This is a genomic window from Spirosoma endbachense (genome assembly GCF_010233585.1).
Taxonomy (GTDB): Bacteria; Bacteroidota; Bacteroidia; order Cytophagales; family Spirosomataceae; genus Spirosoma; species Spirosoma endbachense.
Genome location: NZ_CP045997.1, coordinates 2469645 through 2487946, shown reverse-complemented (window position 1 = coordinate 2487946; position 18302 = coordinate 2469645). Strand labels below are relative to the sequence as shown.

At 44.3% G+C, this 18302-nt stretch carries 19 protein-coding genes; 18 read left to right on the top strand and 1 reads right to left on the bottom strand.

Going from position 1 to position 18302, the window contains the following annotated elements; translation table 11 throughout:
* Positions 1–14 precede the first annotated feature (14 nt).
* The 18 genes from GJR95_RS09730 to GJR95_RS09645 all read left to right on the top strand — a co-directional run bounded on the left by GJR95_RS09730 (position 15) and on the right by GJR95_RS09645 (position 17146).
* Positions 15–848 carry an alpha-1,2-fucosyltransferase gene (locus GJR95_RS09730; RefSeq protein WP_162385683.1) on the top strand — a complete coding sequence of 278 codons (834 nt, stop codon included), beginning with the start codon at positions 15–17 and terminating at the stop codon, positions 846–848.
* Between the two features lie 23 nt (positions 849–871).
* Entirely contained in the window at positions 872–1723 is an 852-nt protein-coding gene (locus GJR95_RS09725) for a glycosyltransferase family 2 protein (RefSeq protein WP_162385682.1), read from the top strand.
* 1 nt (position 1724) lies between these two features.
* Positions 1725–2648: a hypothetical protein gene (locus GJR95_RS09720; RefSeq protein WP_162385681.1), complete on the top strand. Its 924-nt coding sequence runs from the start codon at positions 1725–1727 to the stop codon at positions 2646–2648.
* A gap of 14 nt (positions 2649–2662) precedes the next feature.
* Positions 2663–3910: a glycosyltransferase gene (locus GJR95_RS09715; protein WP_162385680.1), complete on the top strand. Its 1248-nt coding sequence runs from the start codon at positions 2663–2665 to the stop codon at positions 3908–3910.
* A gap of 95 nt (positions 3911–4005) precedes the next feature.
* The gene (locus GJR95_RS09710) at positions 4006–4656 is read left to right on the top strand and encodes a GNAT family N-acetyltransferase (RefSeq protein ID WP_162385679.1); all 651 of its coding nucleotides are present in this window, start codon (positions 4006–4008) and stop codon (positions 4654–4656) included.
* Positions 4653–5825: a dTDP-4-amino-4,6-dideoxygalactose transaminase gene (rffA, locus tag GJR95_RS09705; protein ID WP_232541138.1), complete on the top strand. Its 1173-nt coding sequence runs from the start codon at positions 4653–4655 to the stop codon at positions 5823–5825. The genes GJR95_RS09710 and rffA overlap by 4 nt, the downstream gene beginning before the upstream one ends.
* Entirely contained in the window at positions 5797–6606 is an 810-nt protein-coding gene (locus GJR95_RS09700) for a glycosyltransferase family 2 protein (RefSeq protein WP_162385678.1), read from the top strand. The genes rffA and GJR95_RS09700 overlap by 29 nt, the downstream gene beginning before the upstream one ends.
* A gap of 2 nt (positions 6607–6608) precedes the next feature.
* Complete coding sequence (locus GJR95_RS09695) at positions 6609–7370, top strand: methyltransferase domain-containing protein (RefSeq protein ID WP_162385677.1); 762 nt, start codon at positions 6609–6611, stop codon at positions 7368–7370.
* A gap of 13 nt (positions 7371–7383) precedes the next feature.
* Positions 7384–8433, top strand: a complete 1050-nt coding sequence (locus GJR95_RS09690; protein WP_162385676.1) for a glycosyltransferase — start codon at positions 7384–7386, stop codon at positions 8431–8433.
* The gene (locus GJR95_RS09685; protein ID WP_162385675.1) at positions 8430–9308 is read left to right on the top strand and encodes an FkbM family methyltransferase; all 879 of its coding nucleotides are present in this window, start codon (positions 8430–8432) and stop codon (positions 9306–9308) included. Before GJR95_RS09690 ends, GJR95_RS09685 begins: the two co-directional genes overlap by 4 nt.
* A 6-nt stretch (positions 9309–9314) precedes the next feature.
* A complete protein-coding gene (locus GJR95_RS09680) occupies positions 9315–10286 on the top strand; it encodes a glycosyltransferase family 2 protein (protein ID WP_162385674.1) in 972 nt (323 codons plus the stop codon).
* 7 nt (positions 10287–10293) lie between these two features.
* Positions 10294–11454 (top strand): non-hydrolyzing UDP-N-acetylglucosamine 2-epimerase, encoded by a 1161-nt coding sequence (gene wecB / locus GJR95_RS09675; RefSeq protein ID WP_162385673.1) that lies wholly within the window; start codon positions 10294–10296, stop codon positions 11452–11454.
* A gap of 42 nt (positions 11455–11496) precedes the next feature.
* On the top strand, positions 11497–12222 hold the full coding sequence (locus tag GJR95_RS09670; protein WP_162385672.1) for a glycosyltransferase family 32 protein: 726 nt from the start codon (positions 11497–11499) through the stop codon (positions 12220–12222).
* Between the two features lie 116 nt (positions 12223–12338).
* Complete coding sequence (locus GJR95_RS09665; protein ID WP_162385671.1) at positions 12339–13658, top strand: glycosyltransferase family 39 protein; 1320 nt, start codon at positions 12339–12341, stop codon at positions 13656–13658.
* 7 nt (positions 13659–13665) lie between these two features.
* Positions 13666–14604, top strand: a complete 939-nt coding sequence (locus tag GJR95_RS09660) for a glycosyltransferase (RefSeq protein WP_162385670.1) — start codon at positions 13666–13668, stop codon at positions 14602–14604.
* Complete coding sequence (gene hisH, locus GJR95_RS09655; protein ID WP_162385669.1) at positions 14601–15227, top strand: imidazole glycerol phosphate synthase subunit HisH; 627 nt, start codon at positions 14601–14603, stop codon at positions 15225–15227. The genes GJR95_RS09660 and hisH overlap by 4 nt, the downstream gene beginning before the upstream one ends.
* 3 nt (positions 15228–15230) lie before the next feature.
* Entirely contained in the window at positions 15231–15998 is a 768-nt protein-coding gene (locus GJR95_RS09650) for an AglZ/HisF2 family acetamidino modification protein (RefSeq protein ID WP_162385668.1), read from the top strand.
* Positions 15995–17146: an N-acetyl sugar amidotransferase gene (locus GJR95_RS09645; RefSeq protein ID WP_162385667.1), complete on the top strand. Its 1152-nt coding sequence runs from the start codon at positions 15995–15997 to the stop codon at positions 17144–17146. Before GJR95_RS09650 ends, GJR95_RS09645 begins: the two co-directional genes overlap by 4 nt.
* A 332-nt stretch (positions 17147–17478) precedes the next feature.
* Here GJR95_RS09645 and GJR95_RS09640 read toward each other — a convergent pair whose 3' ends face one another.
* Positions 17479–18147, bottom strand: a complete 669-nt coding sequence (locus GJR95_RS09640; RefSeq protein ID WP_162385666.1) for a hypothetical protein — start codon at positions 18145–18147, stop codon at positions 17479–17481.
* Positions 18148–18302 lie beyond the last annotated feature (155 nt).

The window sequence follows — 18302 nt, the reverse complement described above, 5'->3', positions numbered from 1 at the left end:
GTAAAAAGAGTCGAATGGTGATCGTACAAAAGAGTAGCGGCCAGCTTGGCAATAAACTTCTTATTTCGGCCCATGCTACTGCCTACTGCTTAAGTCGCCATGAAACGTTATTGAATGCGGTTTTGGGCTATGATGCAATCTATTTTTCAGCCTCCTTATTTGCCAGAAATCGCATTTTTGTTGTCAACAGTAAACGTTTACAATGGATCTTCTCCAAGTGTCTTCGGGGGATAAAGCAGACCATCACCATTTTTAGGAGCCGTCCGTTATTTGATGAGTATCAGGTAGGCTGGGTCCATACAGAACTAAACGATTTGAGACGAGGTAAAAAAAACTGGTTGCTTTTAGAGGGTGAGGGCTTCAGAAGTTCGATCGATGTACAACGCAATCAGGCCACCATCAGGAGCCTGTTTAGTCCCAAAACAAAGTATATAAAGCAAGTAGATCGTATCATCGTCAGCCTAAAAGAGAAGGGTTCACTTCTGGTGGGTATTCATCTCCGCAAGGGCGATTACAAAGACTGGAAATCAGGTGAGTATTACTTTGACGACCTGACATACATGAACTATATCGAGCAAGCCAAACGCTTGTTCAAGAACCAGAGTGTTGGCTTCATTCTCTGCTCTGATGAGCCGATAAACAAAAACTTGTTTCAGTCCGAGACCGCGTATATCAGTACCAACGAAGTAATTGTCGATCTGTATCTTTTGGCTAAGTGCGATTATTTGATTGGGCCGCCGAGCACATTTTCCGGCTGGGCATCCTTCTACGGCGATGTGCCATTGTGCGTTGTTGAAAGCAAAGATGCTGAGCTAACCCTATCCAATTTTAAGCGATACACATTGTAAAAGAGTCGTGATATTTAAAGCGGATGAATGAAGCTGAAAAAATATCAATAATCACAATTAATCTCAACGATAAATACGGTTTAGAGAAGACTATAAAAAGTGTAATAAGCCAGACTTTCACCAATATTGAATATATACTGATTGATGGAGGATCAGTTGATGGTAGTAAAGAAGTAATCAGTTTGTTTGATCATAGCATTCACTGCTGGATCTCGGAGCCGGATCGAGGTATTTACCATGCTATGAACAAAGGAATCGAACGGGCTACTGGGCAGTACTGTTTATTTCTGAATTCAGGCGATTGGTTAGCTGATGAACACGTACTCGAACGGTGTTTTGCGAACGAGCAAATGGCTGACCTGCTGATTGGTGGTTGCTACATATCTAAAGCCGGGCGTATAATTCACACCTATAAACCAACCAATGAGCTAACATTACAATCATTTTATGGTGCCACCATTCCTCATCAGGCCACCTTTATTAAACGAGTTTTATTCGAAAAATTGGGGCCTTATAGTGAAGCCTATAAGATTCATGGCGATTACGAATTCTGGATTCGCGCACTAATCTTACACCAGTGTACGATAGCTGTTATTGATACAATAGTCACTGATTATAACCTGAATGGGTTGTCGAACAGTCATGCATTTAATCAACAATCACAAAGCGAGATTCAACAAATACTCCGGCAGTTTTTTCCCGAAAGAGTGTTGGCCGATTATGAAGCCTGGAAAGTTAAAAAAGCAGAATTACAGCTTTGGGAATGGGTCAAATCAAAAAAAATGCTCCATGCAGCAATCCACTTTATTTATAAAAGTGCCATTGAACTGGTTGCATTGAAACGAAGGCTGGTTCCACCTAAGCCTGAACAATAGTATGTTTGAGACACCTATTTTACTGCTCATATTCAATCGGCCCGACGAAACTCAACAGATGGTGGACGCGCTTCGTACCGTGAAGCCCGGGCGGTTGTTTGTAGCAGCCGACGGCCCACGACCTGATAAACCAGCGGATAAGGAACGATGCCAGGCGGCTCGCGCAGTGATCGATCAAATAGATTGGCCCTGTACTGTTGAAACCTTGTTTAGGCCCGACAACAGAGGTTGTGGGCGTGGACCGGCAGAAGCCATTACATGGTTTTTTGATCAGGTTGAAGACGGAATTGTTCTGGAAGATGATTGCGTGCCTGATCAAAGCTTTTTCCCTTACTGTCGCACTTTGCTGGAAAAATATAAGGATGATGAACGGGTATTTATGATAAGTGGCACCAACGCGCTCAAGCAGTGGACAATACATCGGGAGTCTTACATTTTCAGTTACATGGGGCACAGTTATGGCTGGGCTTCGTGGCGCAGAGCATGGGCAGCCTTTGACTATGAAATGCATGAATGGGCAACCCAGGTTGGCAAACAGAAGATACGCAACACGTTATCGCTAGCCATGTATTTCAATCATTTCAGCGCAGAATTTACGAAGTATCAGCTTAGCCGCCCGGATGATGTGTGGGACTTTCAATGGTTGTATAGCCGTTGGGCTAACGGCGGAAAAACGATTGTTCCGGTAGTTAATCTGATAAAAAATATTGGCTTTAATGCAGACGCTACACATACTGTCCATGAAGCCGATCTGCTGGCTAATCTTCCCCTTTATGAAATGACGTTTCCGCTCATTCACCCTACCCGACAGCTGGATAAACTGTTTGACTGGTATGTATTTGAACGTTTCGTTAATTCACAGAAAAGGCCGTTCTGGAAGAAAATATTACTGAAAGCAGTCAAAATCAGGCTAAGTATCCGTTAGCTCTAATTCAGTTCATGGCCCACTCAGATAAAATTATTTTAAATCTGTCTGCTCTAGATTACAGTGGCGCCGGGAAGTTTGCCGTTGATTTCAGTCAATTACTTCAGAAAAATGGCTTGCAGTCTTATTTAGTCGTTAAAGATTCTAAGGTAGGCGGTGAAGGCATTATCGCCTATCAGGATAGTTCGTTCGATAATGCGCTTGGGAAGTTTCAGCGTAAATCAGTCAAGAAAAAACTGACAGACGACCTTTTTGCTTACGACTACTATTTCTACAATAAGTATGAAACCCTCTCGGTAGTGTCGGCCCAAAAGATTCTGGCACTTATTCCTAAGAAACCAGATGTCATTTTCATTCACTGGGTCACCGACTTTATCAATGCCAAAATAATTCATGAACTACATCGGTTAACTAAGGCTAAAATTTACTGGCTCGTCATTGATAATGCTCCCCTTACGGGCGGATGCCACTACCCCTGGACGTGCGATGGCTATACACGTTCCTGTTCCTCCTGCCCGGCAATTCGGGCTGACGAATACAAGTGGATTGCCGAGAAAAACCTATCATTCAAGAAGAAATATTTACCCGATGACCTATGCCTGATTACGTTTTCGCAAAGCGATTTTGTACGGGCAAAGCAGTCGTCGTTATTCCGTGACAAACACGTATTAAAACTGGTAGGCTTTGTTGATGAAGAGAAATTTACACTGGGCGATAAGGCAGCGGCACGGCGTTATTTCAATGTCCCTGCCGATAAGACAGTTCTCTTTTTTGGCGCATCCTCGTTAAAAGAGAAGCGCAAAGGCATGCAGCTACTGTTGGATGCTCTGACTACTAATCCTACCGATGAGTTTACGCTGTTGATAGCGGGCGAATTTCCAACAAAAGGACTGAAAGGTAATGTCAGGAATCTGGGCTATTTAGACGAGGACGAATTGGTGATTGCCTACCAGGCGGCTACTGTATTCATATGCCCTTCTGTTGAGGACTCTGGTCCAATGATGATCAACCAATCGTTAATGTGTGGTACTCCGGTTGTGGCGTTTGATACAGGAGTCGCGCAGGACTTAGTAATCTTTGAACAAACCGGCTACCGCGCCAAACTGGCTGATGTTCAGGATCTGGCAAAGGGTATAGCCCATGTAGTAAACCGAGATGTGTCAAGCCAGGTAGCTTTACAGAGTCGTTGTCGTACTATGGCCCTGCAAGCCTATGGTCGGGTGGCATTTATAAACAAACTTATGGACTTAGTTACAGCCTGATCGTAATGTCGTTTACTCTGTCGACTCCAATTGCTGAAATAACATTCCTTGATTGGGATAGTAGATTTTTCCGGCGAAAAATAGGAAGGGTAAGCGTGACGACTCAACAAAACCTGTTTTCACTTAGCTCCGTCCTCGAAAGCGCCCACAAACAGCAGTATGACCTCCTTTATGTTTTTTGTGATGCCGGTTTTTCAGTAAGTCAGGACGTGATGAATCTATATAACGGACGACTTGTCGATCATAAAATTATCTATGAACTAACCCTTGGCGACGATTATAGAGTACCCAAGTTCCTCATTCGACAGTTTGATGTGACTGACGATAAAAAGCCCTTATATGAACTCGCTTACCAAAGTGGTAAGTATTCACGGTATCGAGTCGATCAAAATTTTGGTGAGACTAATTTCAAACGATTATACCGGCAGTGGATCGACAATTCCATTTCAGGGGAATTAGCCGATGAGGTTTTTATTCACAATATGGGTGATTCGATAACGGGCTTTATTAGCCTCAAACAAAATGAAAATACGGGCGTGATTGGGCTGATCGCAACCGATATGCGCTACCGGGGAAAGGGCATTGGCACCGCCCTATTGAATCACGTAAAACGGTATGCCGTAAGCTCTGGCATGACGCGCCTTGAGGTAACCACACAGGGAGGTAACGAAACGGCCTGTCGGTTCTATGAGAAAAACCAATTCAGTGTAAAAAACGTGTCGAACGTGTATCATTGCTGGCTGTGATTCCGTATAAAATTCCGTTTAATAAACCCTTCCTCTCGGGCAGGGAAACAGAATATATAACCGATGCGGTTAGATCTGGTAAAATTTCGGGCAATGGTTTATATACGCACAAGTGTCACCAGTTTCTAACGAAAAAATATCACTTCAAAAAGGTACTCCTAACAACGTCCTGTACCGACGCGCTGGAAATGGCGGCAATATTGGCCGATATACAGCCGGGCGATGAGGTAATTGTACCATCATATACATTTGTATCGACGGCCCTGGCATTTATCAGGCAGGGCGCACACGTTGTATTTGTGGATAGCAGTCAGACGAATCCAAATCTGGATATTGATAAGCTGGAAAGTCTGATAACAGATCGTACCAGAGCCATTGTGCCAGTTCATTATGCCGGTATTGCCTGCGATATGGATCGCCTGATGGCATTGGCCAATAAATACAACCTACTGGTTATTGAAGACGCAGCGCAGGCCATCAATTCGTTTTATAAAGGGAAACCATTGGGTTCAATTGGGCATTTGGCTGCTTTTTCATTCCATGAAACAAAAAATATCATTTCCGGCGAAGGCGGAATGCTGGTTGTCAATGCAGAACGATTTAGCAGACGGGCCGAAATTATTTGGGAAAAAGGCACGAATCGCAGTGAATTCTTTCGGGGGGAGGTGAACAAATACGAGTGGGTCGATATAGGCTCTTCATTTCTGCCATCCGAAGTCATATCTGCTTTTTTATATGCCCAACTCGAAAATATCGAGCAAATTCAAAATCGGAGAACCGCTCTCTGGAATTATTACTATCAGTCATTGGTGCCACTCGCCTTGGCAGGTTATGTCCGGCTACCTGACATACCAGTCTATGCCACCAATAACGCCCACATGTTTTATTTGATTTGTCAGAATATAGAGGAGCGAAGTACACTAATCGATGCATTAAAAGAAAATGGCATTCTGGCGGTTTTTCATTATCTGAGCCTGCACAAAAGCGGTTATTATCGATCTAAACACGATGGCCGGGACTTGGTCTATTCAGACATGTACACAAATTGCCTGGTTCGCCTGCCGTTATTTTATGAACTGACCTTTGATGAGATTGATCAGATTGTGGCGATAATTACTGGTGTTTATCAACCCCGGCTCCATGCTGAAATTGTCGATCATAACGATTAATTACAACAATGCGGCCGGATTGCTCGGAACAATAGAAAGTGTAGCCAGCCAGACATCCAGCGACTTCGAATATATAGTTATCGATGGCGGTTCAACGGACGAGAGTTTAGCCATAATAGAACACTATAAAGACAACATCACGTACTGGATCAGCGAACCTGATCAGGGAATTTATCACGCCATGAACAAGGGAATCAGGCAAGCCAAAGGCGAATATTGCCAATTTCTGAATTCAGGTGATTATCTGCTCAAACCCGACGTAACTGAACGGATGCTGCGGGATATGCCCCAATGCAGCATATCATACGGCAATAAAATACGAGAAATTGGCGGTCGACGAATCGTGGAAAAAAGCTATGCCGGACGTCAGATTACGCTGATGGACCTGTATCGTTCAACAATTTTCCATGCTACAGCCTACATAAAAAGATCGCTGTTCGAACAGTATGGATTCTACGACGAATCCCTGAAAATCGTATCAGACTGGAAATTTTACCTGATTACCGTTGGCCTGCACAATGAAAAAGTTGCCTATAGGGATATCGATATGGTCTGGTTCGACACGCAGGGCATCAGCAGTACCCAAAAGGAGTTAGATAGACAGGAACGCACCGAAGTTCTTCAAAAAACGCTACCCGCACCTATTCTGTCCGACTATCAGGCCTTCGCTCATGAAGGCGTAATTATTAAACGATTAAAGCAAAACAAGCTATGCTGGTTTTTAATACTGAACCTCTATCGGGTGCTGTTCAGGCTTGATAAACTCCGCTCCCGCGAATGAGTATGAAAAGTGGTATAATCAATTTGCTGGATAAATTAGGTTTTATCGTCTTTACGAAAAAAACGATAAAGTCTTACAAAGTGGCTCGATTGGAAAGCGTTCACCCGATGCTGAACGGCAAGGGGAATTTTCTGAAAGCGCGGGGAAATGGCGGTTTGCGCCAAAAGTTGGTAGCCGAACGTAAAACCAGTTGGCTCGAAATCGGTTGTGGCGGCACCTTCGACGAAAATTTTACCTACGTTGATCTTTTCCCGGAAACGGTAGTCAGCCAAAAAGGGCGGTACTTTCGGATGGATATGGTCAACGCCACCGACTCTGCACTGGAACGGCTTGGCAAGTTCGACCTGATCCGGATGCAGCATGTATTTGAGCACTTCACGCCCGAATCGGGTCGGGTTGTGCTGGACAACTGCGCCAAGTTGCTGAATAGTGGTGGTTACGTGCTTATTTCCACGCCCGATCTGAAAAAGTACATTGAGTTTTACCTGTCGGGGCAGATTCGTGAAAATTACGATTGGGCATTGAATCGGATTCCAAAAGATAGTCCCAATAGTTTCTATTTTTCGATTTTCTCACATAGCCTGCCTTTTGAGAAACATGAGTGGTGTTACGATGCCGAGGGACTCATTTATCAGCTGGAACAATCGGGCCGATTCACAAACATTCGAGAAATTACGTTAGACAACGAATTAGCCAATATCCCGTTCACGCACAACCGACCCAATGAGGATGTGTGTGTGATTGCTCAATTGAAATCAGTTTAAAGTCGAGTCAACCATGCGTGTATATATTGACCCTCAAACGGATACTGATTATACGGCGTTCTACATTAAAGGGTTGTATGATCGGTTTAGAAAAGCGAATGTGTCTTTTTCCGGTCAGTATTTTACAGGACTGAAACCTAACCGAACCCTGAAATTTATTCTCGACGATAACGGAGTTATATACAAGTACGTAATCGATTGGGGTGACGATCCATCTGTGGCCGAAGCAGATTATGCATGGTGTGATTACTATGGAAAAATTAATTTCAATACGAAGCACACGCAGCCCGCGTATCATCCCAAAATTATTTCGTTGGCGCCAGGGTTTGGCATCAAATTATGGAGCCATTCTGGAAGCGCGTATTATGGCTTGTCTAACTTATTCAAAGCACGCAGGGACGTAAGTAACGTAAAAAAATTCCTCTCTAACTATTACAAACAGGCTAAACAGCTGCCGTTAAATGCCTACAAACCGCTGAAAACCAGTACTAATTACGTATACTCACTCAATACGCTCTGGAATAGCGACGAATGGATAAATAACGATGCTACTGTTAATCGATACAGAGCAAATTTTATGAAAGCCTGCAAATCAATACCAGCGTTGCAATTTGAAGGCGGGTTTGTTTACAGTCAGATCAAAAACACGAATCCTGAATTTCAAACGCTGGTAATTGATGCAGACTGGATACCGAAAAGCACCTACATCAATAAGATAAAAGCATCGGTATTGGTTTTTAATACCCCCGCCTGGGCCTTATGTCATGGCTGGAAATTAGGTGAATATTTAGCACTCGGTAAAGCCATAATCTCGACACCCCTTAGCAATGAACTACCGGCACCGCTTGAGCATGGCAAACATATCCATATCGTATCGGGCGAGGAAGCGGCAATTCGAGAGGCTATCACGTTGCTTTTCAACAACCCTGATTATAGAGCTGTTCTTGAAAAGAATGCTTATGACTATTACTGTGAGTACGTATCACCAATTCAATCGATCAAGTTGTTAACCCAAACGGATCACATAAACTTGGTTGTGGATAGTTCATATACGCTAAAATGACCTTCAGGCATGTCGATTTTAGGCTACTCAAAAAGCTAAACCTGCTGAACTATCTGAATGTGGCCAAAAGCATTTCGTTCAGCGGCCATAAACTAGCAATTCCAGTAGTAAATGGCTTAGGCTATCCGAATCTGTTTCTGAAACCTAATTGGCTTTATTCGATCATTAACGAGCTTTTTGGCACTGACAACGAAGGTTTTATCGACGTCGGGGCCAACATCGGTCAGACACTGATTGCCGTTAAAACGGCTAAACACCCGATTCACTACGTAGGTTTTGAGCCCAGTGTTTCATGCTGTTACTACTTGAAGGAACTGATTCGTGTTAATGGCTTTGCCGACTGTCAGGTTTATAATTTCGCGCTCTCCAATGAATTGAAAGAAACGTATCTGGAGACAAACGGTGAAGCCGATCCGACCGGCTCCATCGTGTCGGCCCTTCGCCCATCTTTTTTCAAACAGCGCGAATCGATCTTGTCAATAGATCATGACCGCTTACACCTTGATCAAAAAGTTACATGCATCAAAATTGATGTAGAAGGCGGTGAGTTGGAAACACTGTTGGGGATGCAGAATCTGTTACGGCGAGATAGACCTTATATCCTCTGCGAAATTCTGGATAGTTTCAGTGATGATGTCCTGACTTTTACACAGGAACGAGCCGATCGGGTGTGTGAGACGCTTAAGAAGCATGATTATTCGATCATTCAGATCGTTCAGCATGAAGAAACCGAACAGATTGTCTCATTCAACGAAATTGATAGCATCAATATAATCCAGTGGCATAATGGAAGTTTACAGCTAAATGACTACATTTTTTATCCCGTTGAAAAGCGAAAGAATATAGTCGAAATTCTGGCCAGACTCAGTCACTGATTAGTGATGTTCTCAGTAGTTATTCCACTTTACAATAAAGCCAGCTACGTCGAAAAAGCAGTCGAATCCGTTCTACGCCAGACCGTTTCGGATTTCGAGCTGATCGTGGTCAACGATGGATCGACCGATAACAGTGTCGAAAAATTAGCCCGATTTACGGACGATCGACTTAAACTTATCAATCAATCGAACAAAGGCGTTTCCATTACCCGTAACAACGGCGTCAAACACGCCCGGTTCGAGTACGTTGCCTTTCTTGATGCCGACGATTGGTGGCACGAGCGATTTCTGGAAGAAATGAAAGCCCTGATTACCCAATTCTCAGAAGCGGGACTGTATGGCTCCAATTACTTCGTCGTAAAAAATGGAGTGAATACGCCCGCTCAGGTTGGGGTTGAGGCTGGTTTCGAAATGGGTTATATCAACTATTTTGAGGTCTATGCCCGAACATTCTGGGTTCCGCTGAATTGCTCGTTTGTCGTTGTAAAAAAAACGGTTTTTGAGGAGGAAAAAGGCTTCAACGAACACCTTAAATTTGGCGAAGACCTCGATTTGTGGATTCGGATCGCATTAACCCACAAAGTTGGCTATGTCAATAAATTCCTGGCCAACTCGAATCAGGATGCGGAAACGACCAATCGGGCACTCGGTACCGACAAGTTCTGGACCAAAACAGAGCATGTTACATTCAATATCAGTCATTTAGCCGATCAGGAGCAGACTCAACCCAACTTAAAAACGCTACTGGATGGCCTGCGCGTCAGATCATTAGTGGCTTATCGGCTCAACGACTGGTATCCGGAAGAGGTTCGGGCAATTTTGAGTCGTGTTGATCTGAGTGCCCAGCCGCTATTTTATCGATTTGTCTATCAATGGCCACGGCCAATGATCAACGTCTATTTTCGGGCGAAACAATACGGTTCCTATTTGAAGCAGATGTTGCTTCGGCGTTTTTATCGCTACGTTCACGCTCGGTAACAATACTTTGAAGAAAAAAATACTGCTTGTTTTTGGCACACGTCCTGAAGCCATAAAAATGGCCCCTTTGGTAAAAACATTCCAAAAGCATTCAGATCGATTCGACGTTTCGGTATGCACTACCGGGCAGCACCGCGAAATGCTCGACCAGGTATTGACATTATTCGACATCAAGACCGATTATGACCTGAAGATCATGCAACATCAACAGGACCTGTATGATGTAACCTCTCGAATATTGATCGGAATGCGGGAGGTGTTGCAGCAGTCTGATCCAGATATTGTGCTTGTTCACGGCGATACGGTTACTGCCCTGTCGGTTTCGTTAGCCGCTTTTTATCAAAAAATAGCTATCGGCCACGTTGAAGCAGGCCTACGGACCTACAACCGATATAGTCCCTGGCCCGAAGAAATGAACCGCCGACTGACGACTCAGCTAGCTACCTTCCATTTCGCACCAACACGACTGGCTCAGGAAAATCTACTTGCGGAAAAAGTAAAGGCAAATTGCATTCAGATCACGGGTAACACCGTAATAGACGCTTTGCAGTTAGCGGTTGAAAAGATCAGTGCCAGCGCTTCGATGAAACATGACCTGGATGCTCAACTATGTGAAGCCGGATACAACCCTGGCAGGCTTACCAAAAACAGACGATTGATTCTGATTACGGGACACCGCCGGGAGAACTTTGGCGACGGTTTCATAGAGATTTGTCAGGCATTGAAGACATTGGCAGAAGCCTACCCAGCCGTTGACTTTGTGTATCCTGTTCATTTGAACCCCAATGTTCAGGTTCCAGTCAGGGAACTGCTTCGCGAATCGGCCAATCACAACATTTTCCTGATACCGCCTTTGTCCTACTTACCTTTTGTGTATTTGATGAAGGAGTCCTACTTATTGTTGACCGATAGTGGCGGTATTCAGGAAGAAGCACCTGGACTGGGGAAACCGGTATTGGTCATGCGTGACACAACTGAACGACCGGAAGCTGTCGAGGCTGGAACCGTAAGGCTTGTCGGTGCCAATGCCCAATGTATTGTTTCCAGCGTTCGGGAATTGCTTAACAATGACAACGAATACCGAAAGATGACGAGTGCGCATAACCCATATGGCGACGGCCATGCGTCAGAACGAATTGTTGATTTTCTGGCACAGATGGTCAGTTAGCTTGTTAAGGAATTCTCGTATTAAGATGCTCGATAAGCTGAAATGATTCCTAAAGTAATTCATTACTGTTGGTTCGGCAGGGGGAAAATGCCGGCAATGGCCGACCGATGCATTAACTCCTGGAAACAGTTTCTGCCCAATTATGAGCTACGACTCTGGAACGAAGATTCGTTCGATATCAATAGTGTGCCTTACGTGAAAGAAGCCTACCTGGCCCGAAAATTCGCATTTGTTACCGATTACGTCCGTTTATACGCGCTTCATCAGTTCGGTGGCGTCTACCTTGACACCGATGTTGAAGTGCTGAAAAGCCTGGATGACCTCTTGCATTTGCCCGCCTTCTCCGGTTTTGAAAGTGACCATGAGATTCCTACAGGCATCATGGCGAGCGAACAGCATAATGAATGGACCAGTGAGCAGCTACGTTACTATGCAGGCAGGCACTTCCTGCGGCCTGATGGTTCGTATGATATGACGACCAACGTAGAGATAATTTCGGGTAGCATGGCCGCCAATGGTTTTATGCTGAAAAATAGCTACCAGATCTATAAAGGCTGTATCCATATTTTCCCTAAAGATTATTTCTGCCCGAAATCGCGCTCCGGGTTAATCACAATCAGCCAGAACACGTATTGTATCCATCATTTTGAAGGATCCTGGCAACCCGTGGGGAGCAAGCTCAAAAAGTATATCTTTCAAAAGATTATTGGCCCAACCATCACTGACAAACTGGTCAACCTAAAGCGATCTCTTTTGTCCCGTAAATGACTCCACCCAAAATGATTGCCCTGCCTTTATCGTATATACCCAGATTTTTTACGCAAAAAAGTATTGTTGCTTTTTTGGGGGTGTTCATACTCTGCTCTATATTATTTTTTAGCAGAATGCTCCCCGCATTGTGGATTTTGTTTGGCTTTCTGGAAGTCATTTGTTTCTTCTATTTTCTGAACTCACTAACTAAACAATGGAACAAAATCGCTGATAAGCGTTTTGAAAAGAAATTGTTCTGGACTTCATTCTGGATTCGAATTGCCTGGGTTCTATTTAGTTTTTTCTTTTATACGGCCATGTCGGGAGTGCCGTTCGAATTCGAAGCAGGCGACTCCAAAGGGTATCATGGAGAAGCGATGTGGCTTCTTGGTTTAGTGCAGGATGGAAAGTTGGAGCAATACAGAATTTACATTGGTAAGAACTACTCCGATATGGGCTATCCTGTTTATTTAGCTCTGATCTATTCCGTTTTCGGCGACAATATATTGATACCTCGCCTGATCAAAGTTGTACTCGGTACCTATATATGCCTGTTTACGTACAAGATCGCCCGAAATAATTTTGGCGAATCCACCGGTCGAATAGCTGGCATAATGACCATGCTGGTTCCTAATTTGATTTATTACTGTGGCTTGCATCTGAAAGAAACAGAAATGGTTTTTCTTGTTGTCTGTTTTATCTACTTAGCCGACAAAATTCTTCGTTCGCGTAAACTGACCCTTACTGCCATCATCTGGCTGGGGCTAATTGGTGCTGTTCTTTTCTTTTTTCGAACGGTTTTGGCGGTCTGTCTGATCTCTTCGATTATGCTGGCGGCATTGTTTACTTCCCAGCGTGTTTCAGCTTTGGGGAAGCGTATAGGGCTTATCGTTATGTTGATAGGCGGTATTTTCTTCCTAACAACGACCCCACTGGTCGATAACGTTAATTTATACCTAAGGCTAAGAAACAAGAACCAGGCCAATCAAATGAAGAACTATGCAATTCACAGGGACAAAGGCCAGACTAATAAACTGGCCGTTTATGGTTCCCGGAGCGTATTCCTTCCCTTTATGATTATGGCTCCTTTTCCGACCCTCATTAATATTCCGGATCAGCCGAATGCCATGATGATGGCAGGAGCTTATTTTACCCGAAATGTGTATGCCTTCTTTGTGTTTATGGCGCTGTTGGCTCTCTACAAACGCAAAAAACTTCGGGAACATGTATTACTATTGGCCTTTACAGCCTCTTATATTTTTGTACTGGCTTCTAGCGGCTTTGCGTTGTCGGAGCGATTTCACTTACCACTGATTCCGTTCTTACTGATCTTTTCGGCCTATGGAATTTCGCAGATGAACCAGAATAATAAAAAATATTACCTGCCCTATCTGGTGTTTATAGTACTTGTCGTCATCGGCTGGAACTGGTTCAAAATAGCGGGTCGGTCATAGCGTGGGTATGCGAATCCTGATTGTGTGCAGTGGTAATGCACCAAATTTCGATTTCCAACTGCACCAGGCATTTATCTACGACCAGGTGGAAGCGCTGAAACAGTTGGACAGCACGCTCCAGTTTGATTTTTTTTTCATCAGAGGAAAAGGGCTAACCGGGTATTTATCCTGCCTGAAAAACCTGTCAGATCAGCTAAAGAGCCAGGCTTACCATTGCGTTCATGCACACGTAGCCTTGTCGGGCCTGTTGGCTAATTTGCAGCGGCAGGTGCCGGTAGTTACCACTTTTCACGGGTCAGATATAAACGTACCACTCCTCCGAGGGGTGTCGTTGCTGGTAGAAATGTTGAGCCGTCGAACGATCTATATTAGTCACCGGCTGGTTGAAAAAGCCATTTATGCCGGAAAAGCCAAACGGTCTGTTATCCCCTGTGGTGTCGATTTCGCTTTGTTCAGGCCACGTCCCAAACAACAGAGCCGCGAACAGCTGGGGCTTTCGTTGAATAAACGCTATATTTTATTTTCATCAAGCTTCGATATAACGGTCAAAAACTATCCGCTTGCAAAAGCTGCTCTTCGGCTGCTTCATGACGAAACGATCGAACTGCTTGAACTGAAAAACTATACCCGTAAACTAGTGGCTTTGTTGCTCTCAGCCGTTGATTTAGCCCTTATGACTTCCTATTCTGAAGGGTCTCCGCAGTTTGTGAAAGAAGCCCTCGCCTGCAATTGCCCGGTTGTCTCAACCGACGTTGGCGATGTTCGGCTGGTAATGGGCGACATACCCGGCTGTCATATCACGTCGTATGATTCGGCTGATGTAGCCGAAAAAATTCGCCTTGTTTTGAGCAATACCGCCCCAGTTGTATCGAGAGGTCATATTCAACAATTCGACAAACAACTGATTGCCAAACAGGTGAGGGGCGTTTATCAGCAACTTAGATGAGTAAACAAACGGATATTGTTATCATTGACTATGGCATGGGCAACCTGCGGTCAGTACAGAAGAAGTTTGAGCAATTGAACGCTAACGTTCGCATTGCATCAATTAGTAGTGCCATTTCAGGAGCAGGAAAATTAGTTCTGCCCGGCGTTGGTCATTTTGCGAATGGGGTCAAAAAATTGAAAGAGTCGGGTATCTGGGAGACGTTGAATCAGGAGGTACTGGTAAACCAAACGCCTATTCTGGGTATCTGTCTTGGCATGCAATTGATGGCAAGTTTTAGTCAGGAGGGAAACGCAGAGGGGCTTAACTGGTTCGATGCCGACGTAGTTCGTTTCAATGTTCAGAACAAACTGACTCACAAGGTGCCTCATATGGGCTGGAACACGACAGAGATAGCGAAACCTTCCGGTTTGTTTGCTAACATGCCGACGCAGGCGATGTTCTACTTCGTTCATTCATACCACATGGTTTGTAAGCAGGCAGAAGACGTAGTAGCAATGTCAACTTACGATTATCCGTTCGCGTCGGTCATTCAGAAAGGAAATATCTACGGTACGCAGTTTCATCCCGAAAAAAGCCACGACTGGGGCGCGCAGATGATTGCTAATTTTATTGACCTATAGGCTATGTTCAGACCTCGCGTCATTCCGCTGCTGTTGCTTAAAAACAAGGGTTTGGTTAAGTCTGTCAAATTTACCAACTACAATTACCTTGGCGATCCGATCAATGCAGTCAAACTATTTAATGACCTGAAAGCCGATGAACTGGTCTTACTTGATATTCTGGCGACAAAGGAAGGCCGTAGCATCGATCTGGGGTTTGTGCGGGAGGTGGGCGATGAAGCCAATATGCCTTTTGCTGTCGGGGGAGGAATTCAGACCATTCAACAGATAAAAGAATGCATCAACGCTGGTGCGGAAAAAGTAGTCATTAATTCCTTTGCCGTCAATAATCCTGCTTTTATCCGGGCGGCTTCCGACGAGTTTGGTAGTTCGACCATTGTCGTCTCCATCGACATAAAGAAAAAATTCTGGGGTAAACAGCAGGTGTATACGCTTGGAGGAAGCCGGGCTACCGGTCTTGACCCAGTTGCCTGGGCGCAACAGATGGAAGCTAATGGAGCCGGAGAGTTGTTAGTTACTTCAATTGAACATGACGGCATGATGCAGGGCTACAATCTGCCTCTGATCAATGCCTTATCGGCGGCTGTAAGTATACCGGTAGTTGCTGCGGGTGGAGCCGGGCAGTTAACCGACTTTAAATCCGCCGTCAGTGAAGCTCATGCATCGGCAGTAGCGGCCGGTTCGCTTTTTGTGTATCACGGCCCCCGAAAAGGTGTTCTGGTAAATTATCCCAAAAATCACGAGTTGGTAAATCTGTTTAGTCAGGCATGAGAGTTTGTACGAAAGGTGTTTGGGACGAGAGCATTCCGGGTATTTCGTTTGACGAAAACGGCGTATCGAATTACTGTAAACTTCAGGAAACGATGATGGCCAACTATCCGAGAGGGGAGAAGGGCTTAGCTGATTGGAACGCACTGGTTTTAGCCATGAAAAAAGCGGGTAAAAACAGTCGATATGACTGTGTTGTAGGCGTTAGTGGTGGGGTCGATAGTTCCTATTTGCTGCACATTGCCGGCCAGTATGGGCTGCGACCATTAGCTGTCAATTTAGACAATGGCTTCAACAGCCAGATTGCCGTTCAGAATATCTATAAGGTAACTACAACGCTTGGCATCGATCTTGAAACCTATGTCATCAACTACGAAGAGGTCCAGGATTTACTCCGGGCTTATATGAAAGCAGGGATGCCCTGGATCGATACGCCAACCGATCTGGCAATCAAAGCGACCATGTATAAAGTAGCTCAGGCTGTAGGCATTCAGTATATTCTTCGCGGAAATGATTTTCGTTCAGAAGGCAAACAACCTAAAGAATGGACCTATGCCGACGCCCGACAATTACGATTCATTCACAAACGGTTTGGGTCGGGTGTTCGGCTAAAGACGTACCCCATGCTCACATTGCCCAAAATGGTCTATGCCGGGTTGATAAAAGGCATCAAAGACATCCGGCCTTATTATTACCTGAACTATAAAAAACAGGATGCCAAACAGCTGATGATCAGGCTGTATGACTGGCAGGATTATGGTGGTCATCATCATGAAAACCTGTTTACCAAATTTTCGATGGCCTATTGGTTGCCGCGTAAATTTGGTATCGACAAACGTAAAATTAATCTATCGGCGCAGGTATTGAGTCAGGCAATCACGCGCGATGAAGCGCTGGCCCAATTGCAACAACCGTTTGCATCAGAGCGTGAACTGGCAGAAACCCGTTCCTATGTGCAAAAAAAATTAGCTTTATCTGACAACGATTTTCAGCAAATATGGTCAGCTACAGGTAAAAATACATTCGACTATCCGTCTAATTATGAGTTACTTGTGAAACTGGCAAGCAGATTAAGACCGCTTATTAGTCGTTTATACGCCTTTACGCCCATGACGGTTACGGCCAATCAGGTCCTGAATGCAAAAAAGTAGAGCCGTTCAGACTAGGACTCGGCCAACTTAAACCTATAATGTTTTTGAAACCGCATCGGCGGCCCGGCCAATGCTGTCAACTTAAGGAAAAAGCACTACCTTTTTGGCTTCATGTCTTCTCGTTCATTATGGAAACTATAAAAAAAGAATCTGTTGATTCTAACCACGGTCAGCCGTGACAAGCCAGTCGCGGTAGTCTGGCCAAAACTACTAAGTAAGTAGTCAGTATAGAGGTCGAGGGTTGTCTGCATACTCAAAATTAAACCAGCCATCCAAAAGGTGGCGTAACATCAGATATTAATAAGGTAAAAAAGAGAATAACCTTTGCCTCATTAGAGGCTAACTGACTCGGAATGGGACTCTAACTGTAATTGAGTTACGTGGCCAGCACGAACTTTCAATTGGTTATATTGAGTAATGAGCAGCAAGCGGGCAAGGGTAGAGCCCATATCCATGTGCAGTGTCTCGGAATAGTGAGTAAGCTCATCCGAAAATTCGGTTTTCATGCGGGGCCACAACGTTTGAGCGAAGTCGTCCAGATTCGTTATTTTATCCCCTTCAAAAATATAGTACGTGAAGTTATCGAGCCGTTTAATCGTCTGATCATCTACTCCGAAAGCACTTGGGTTACCAATTTTAATCGGATCATGAGCATGACGCAATCGACGGTAGATCATCATGGGTCCAATCCCGAATTCCTCCAGAAACAGAACCCTCTTGAACGACTGCTTTAAGGGATAATCGACTGCTATAAATTTACGCAGAACGTTAAACTGAGTATCAAAATACTTGAATTCCTTGACTTGAAAAGCCGAGAAAGCCTTGATTGTATTTCCTTCCTGATACTGGACAATTTCTGCCTTCCAATTATAACTTAGATCTCCTGTCAGAACGGTCCCATTAGCCAGTGATAATTCGCCACGATTCCACAGCGTTTTAGCCATTGCTTTGCCTCCCACAAAGCTTAACCAAATGATTGTTAAAAGTATACCCTTTTTCATAGTCACTCGTTGTCATGACCCGGATAATTCTATCGAATCTGACCGTTAGTGAATGGGAAATTGGAGGTATAGAAAGCGATTTACTAGCAATAGTTATCCAATGGTATTAATTGATTATTTTTTTGTATTTTTTGAATTATATTATATTTGCCAGC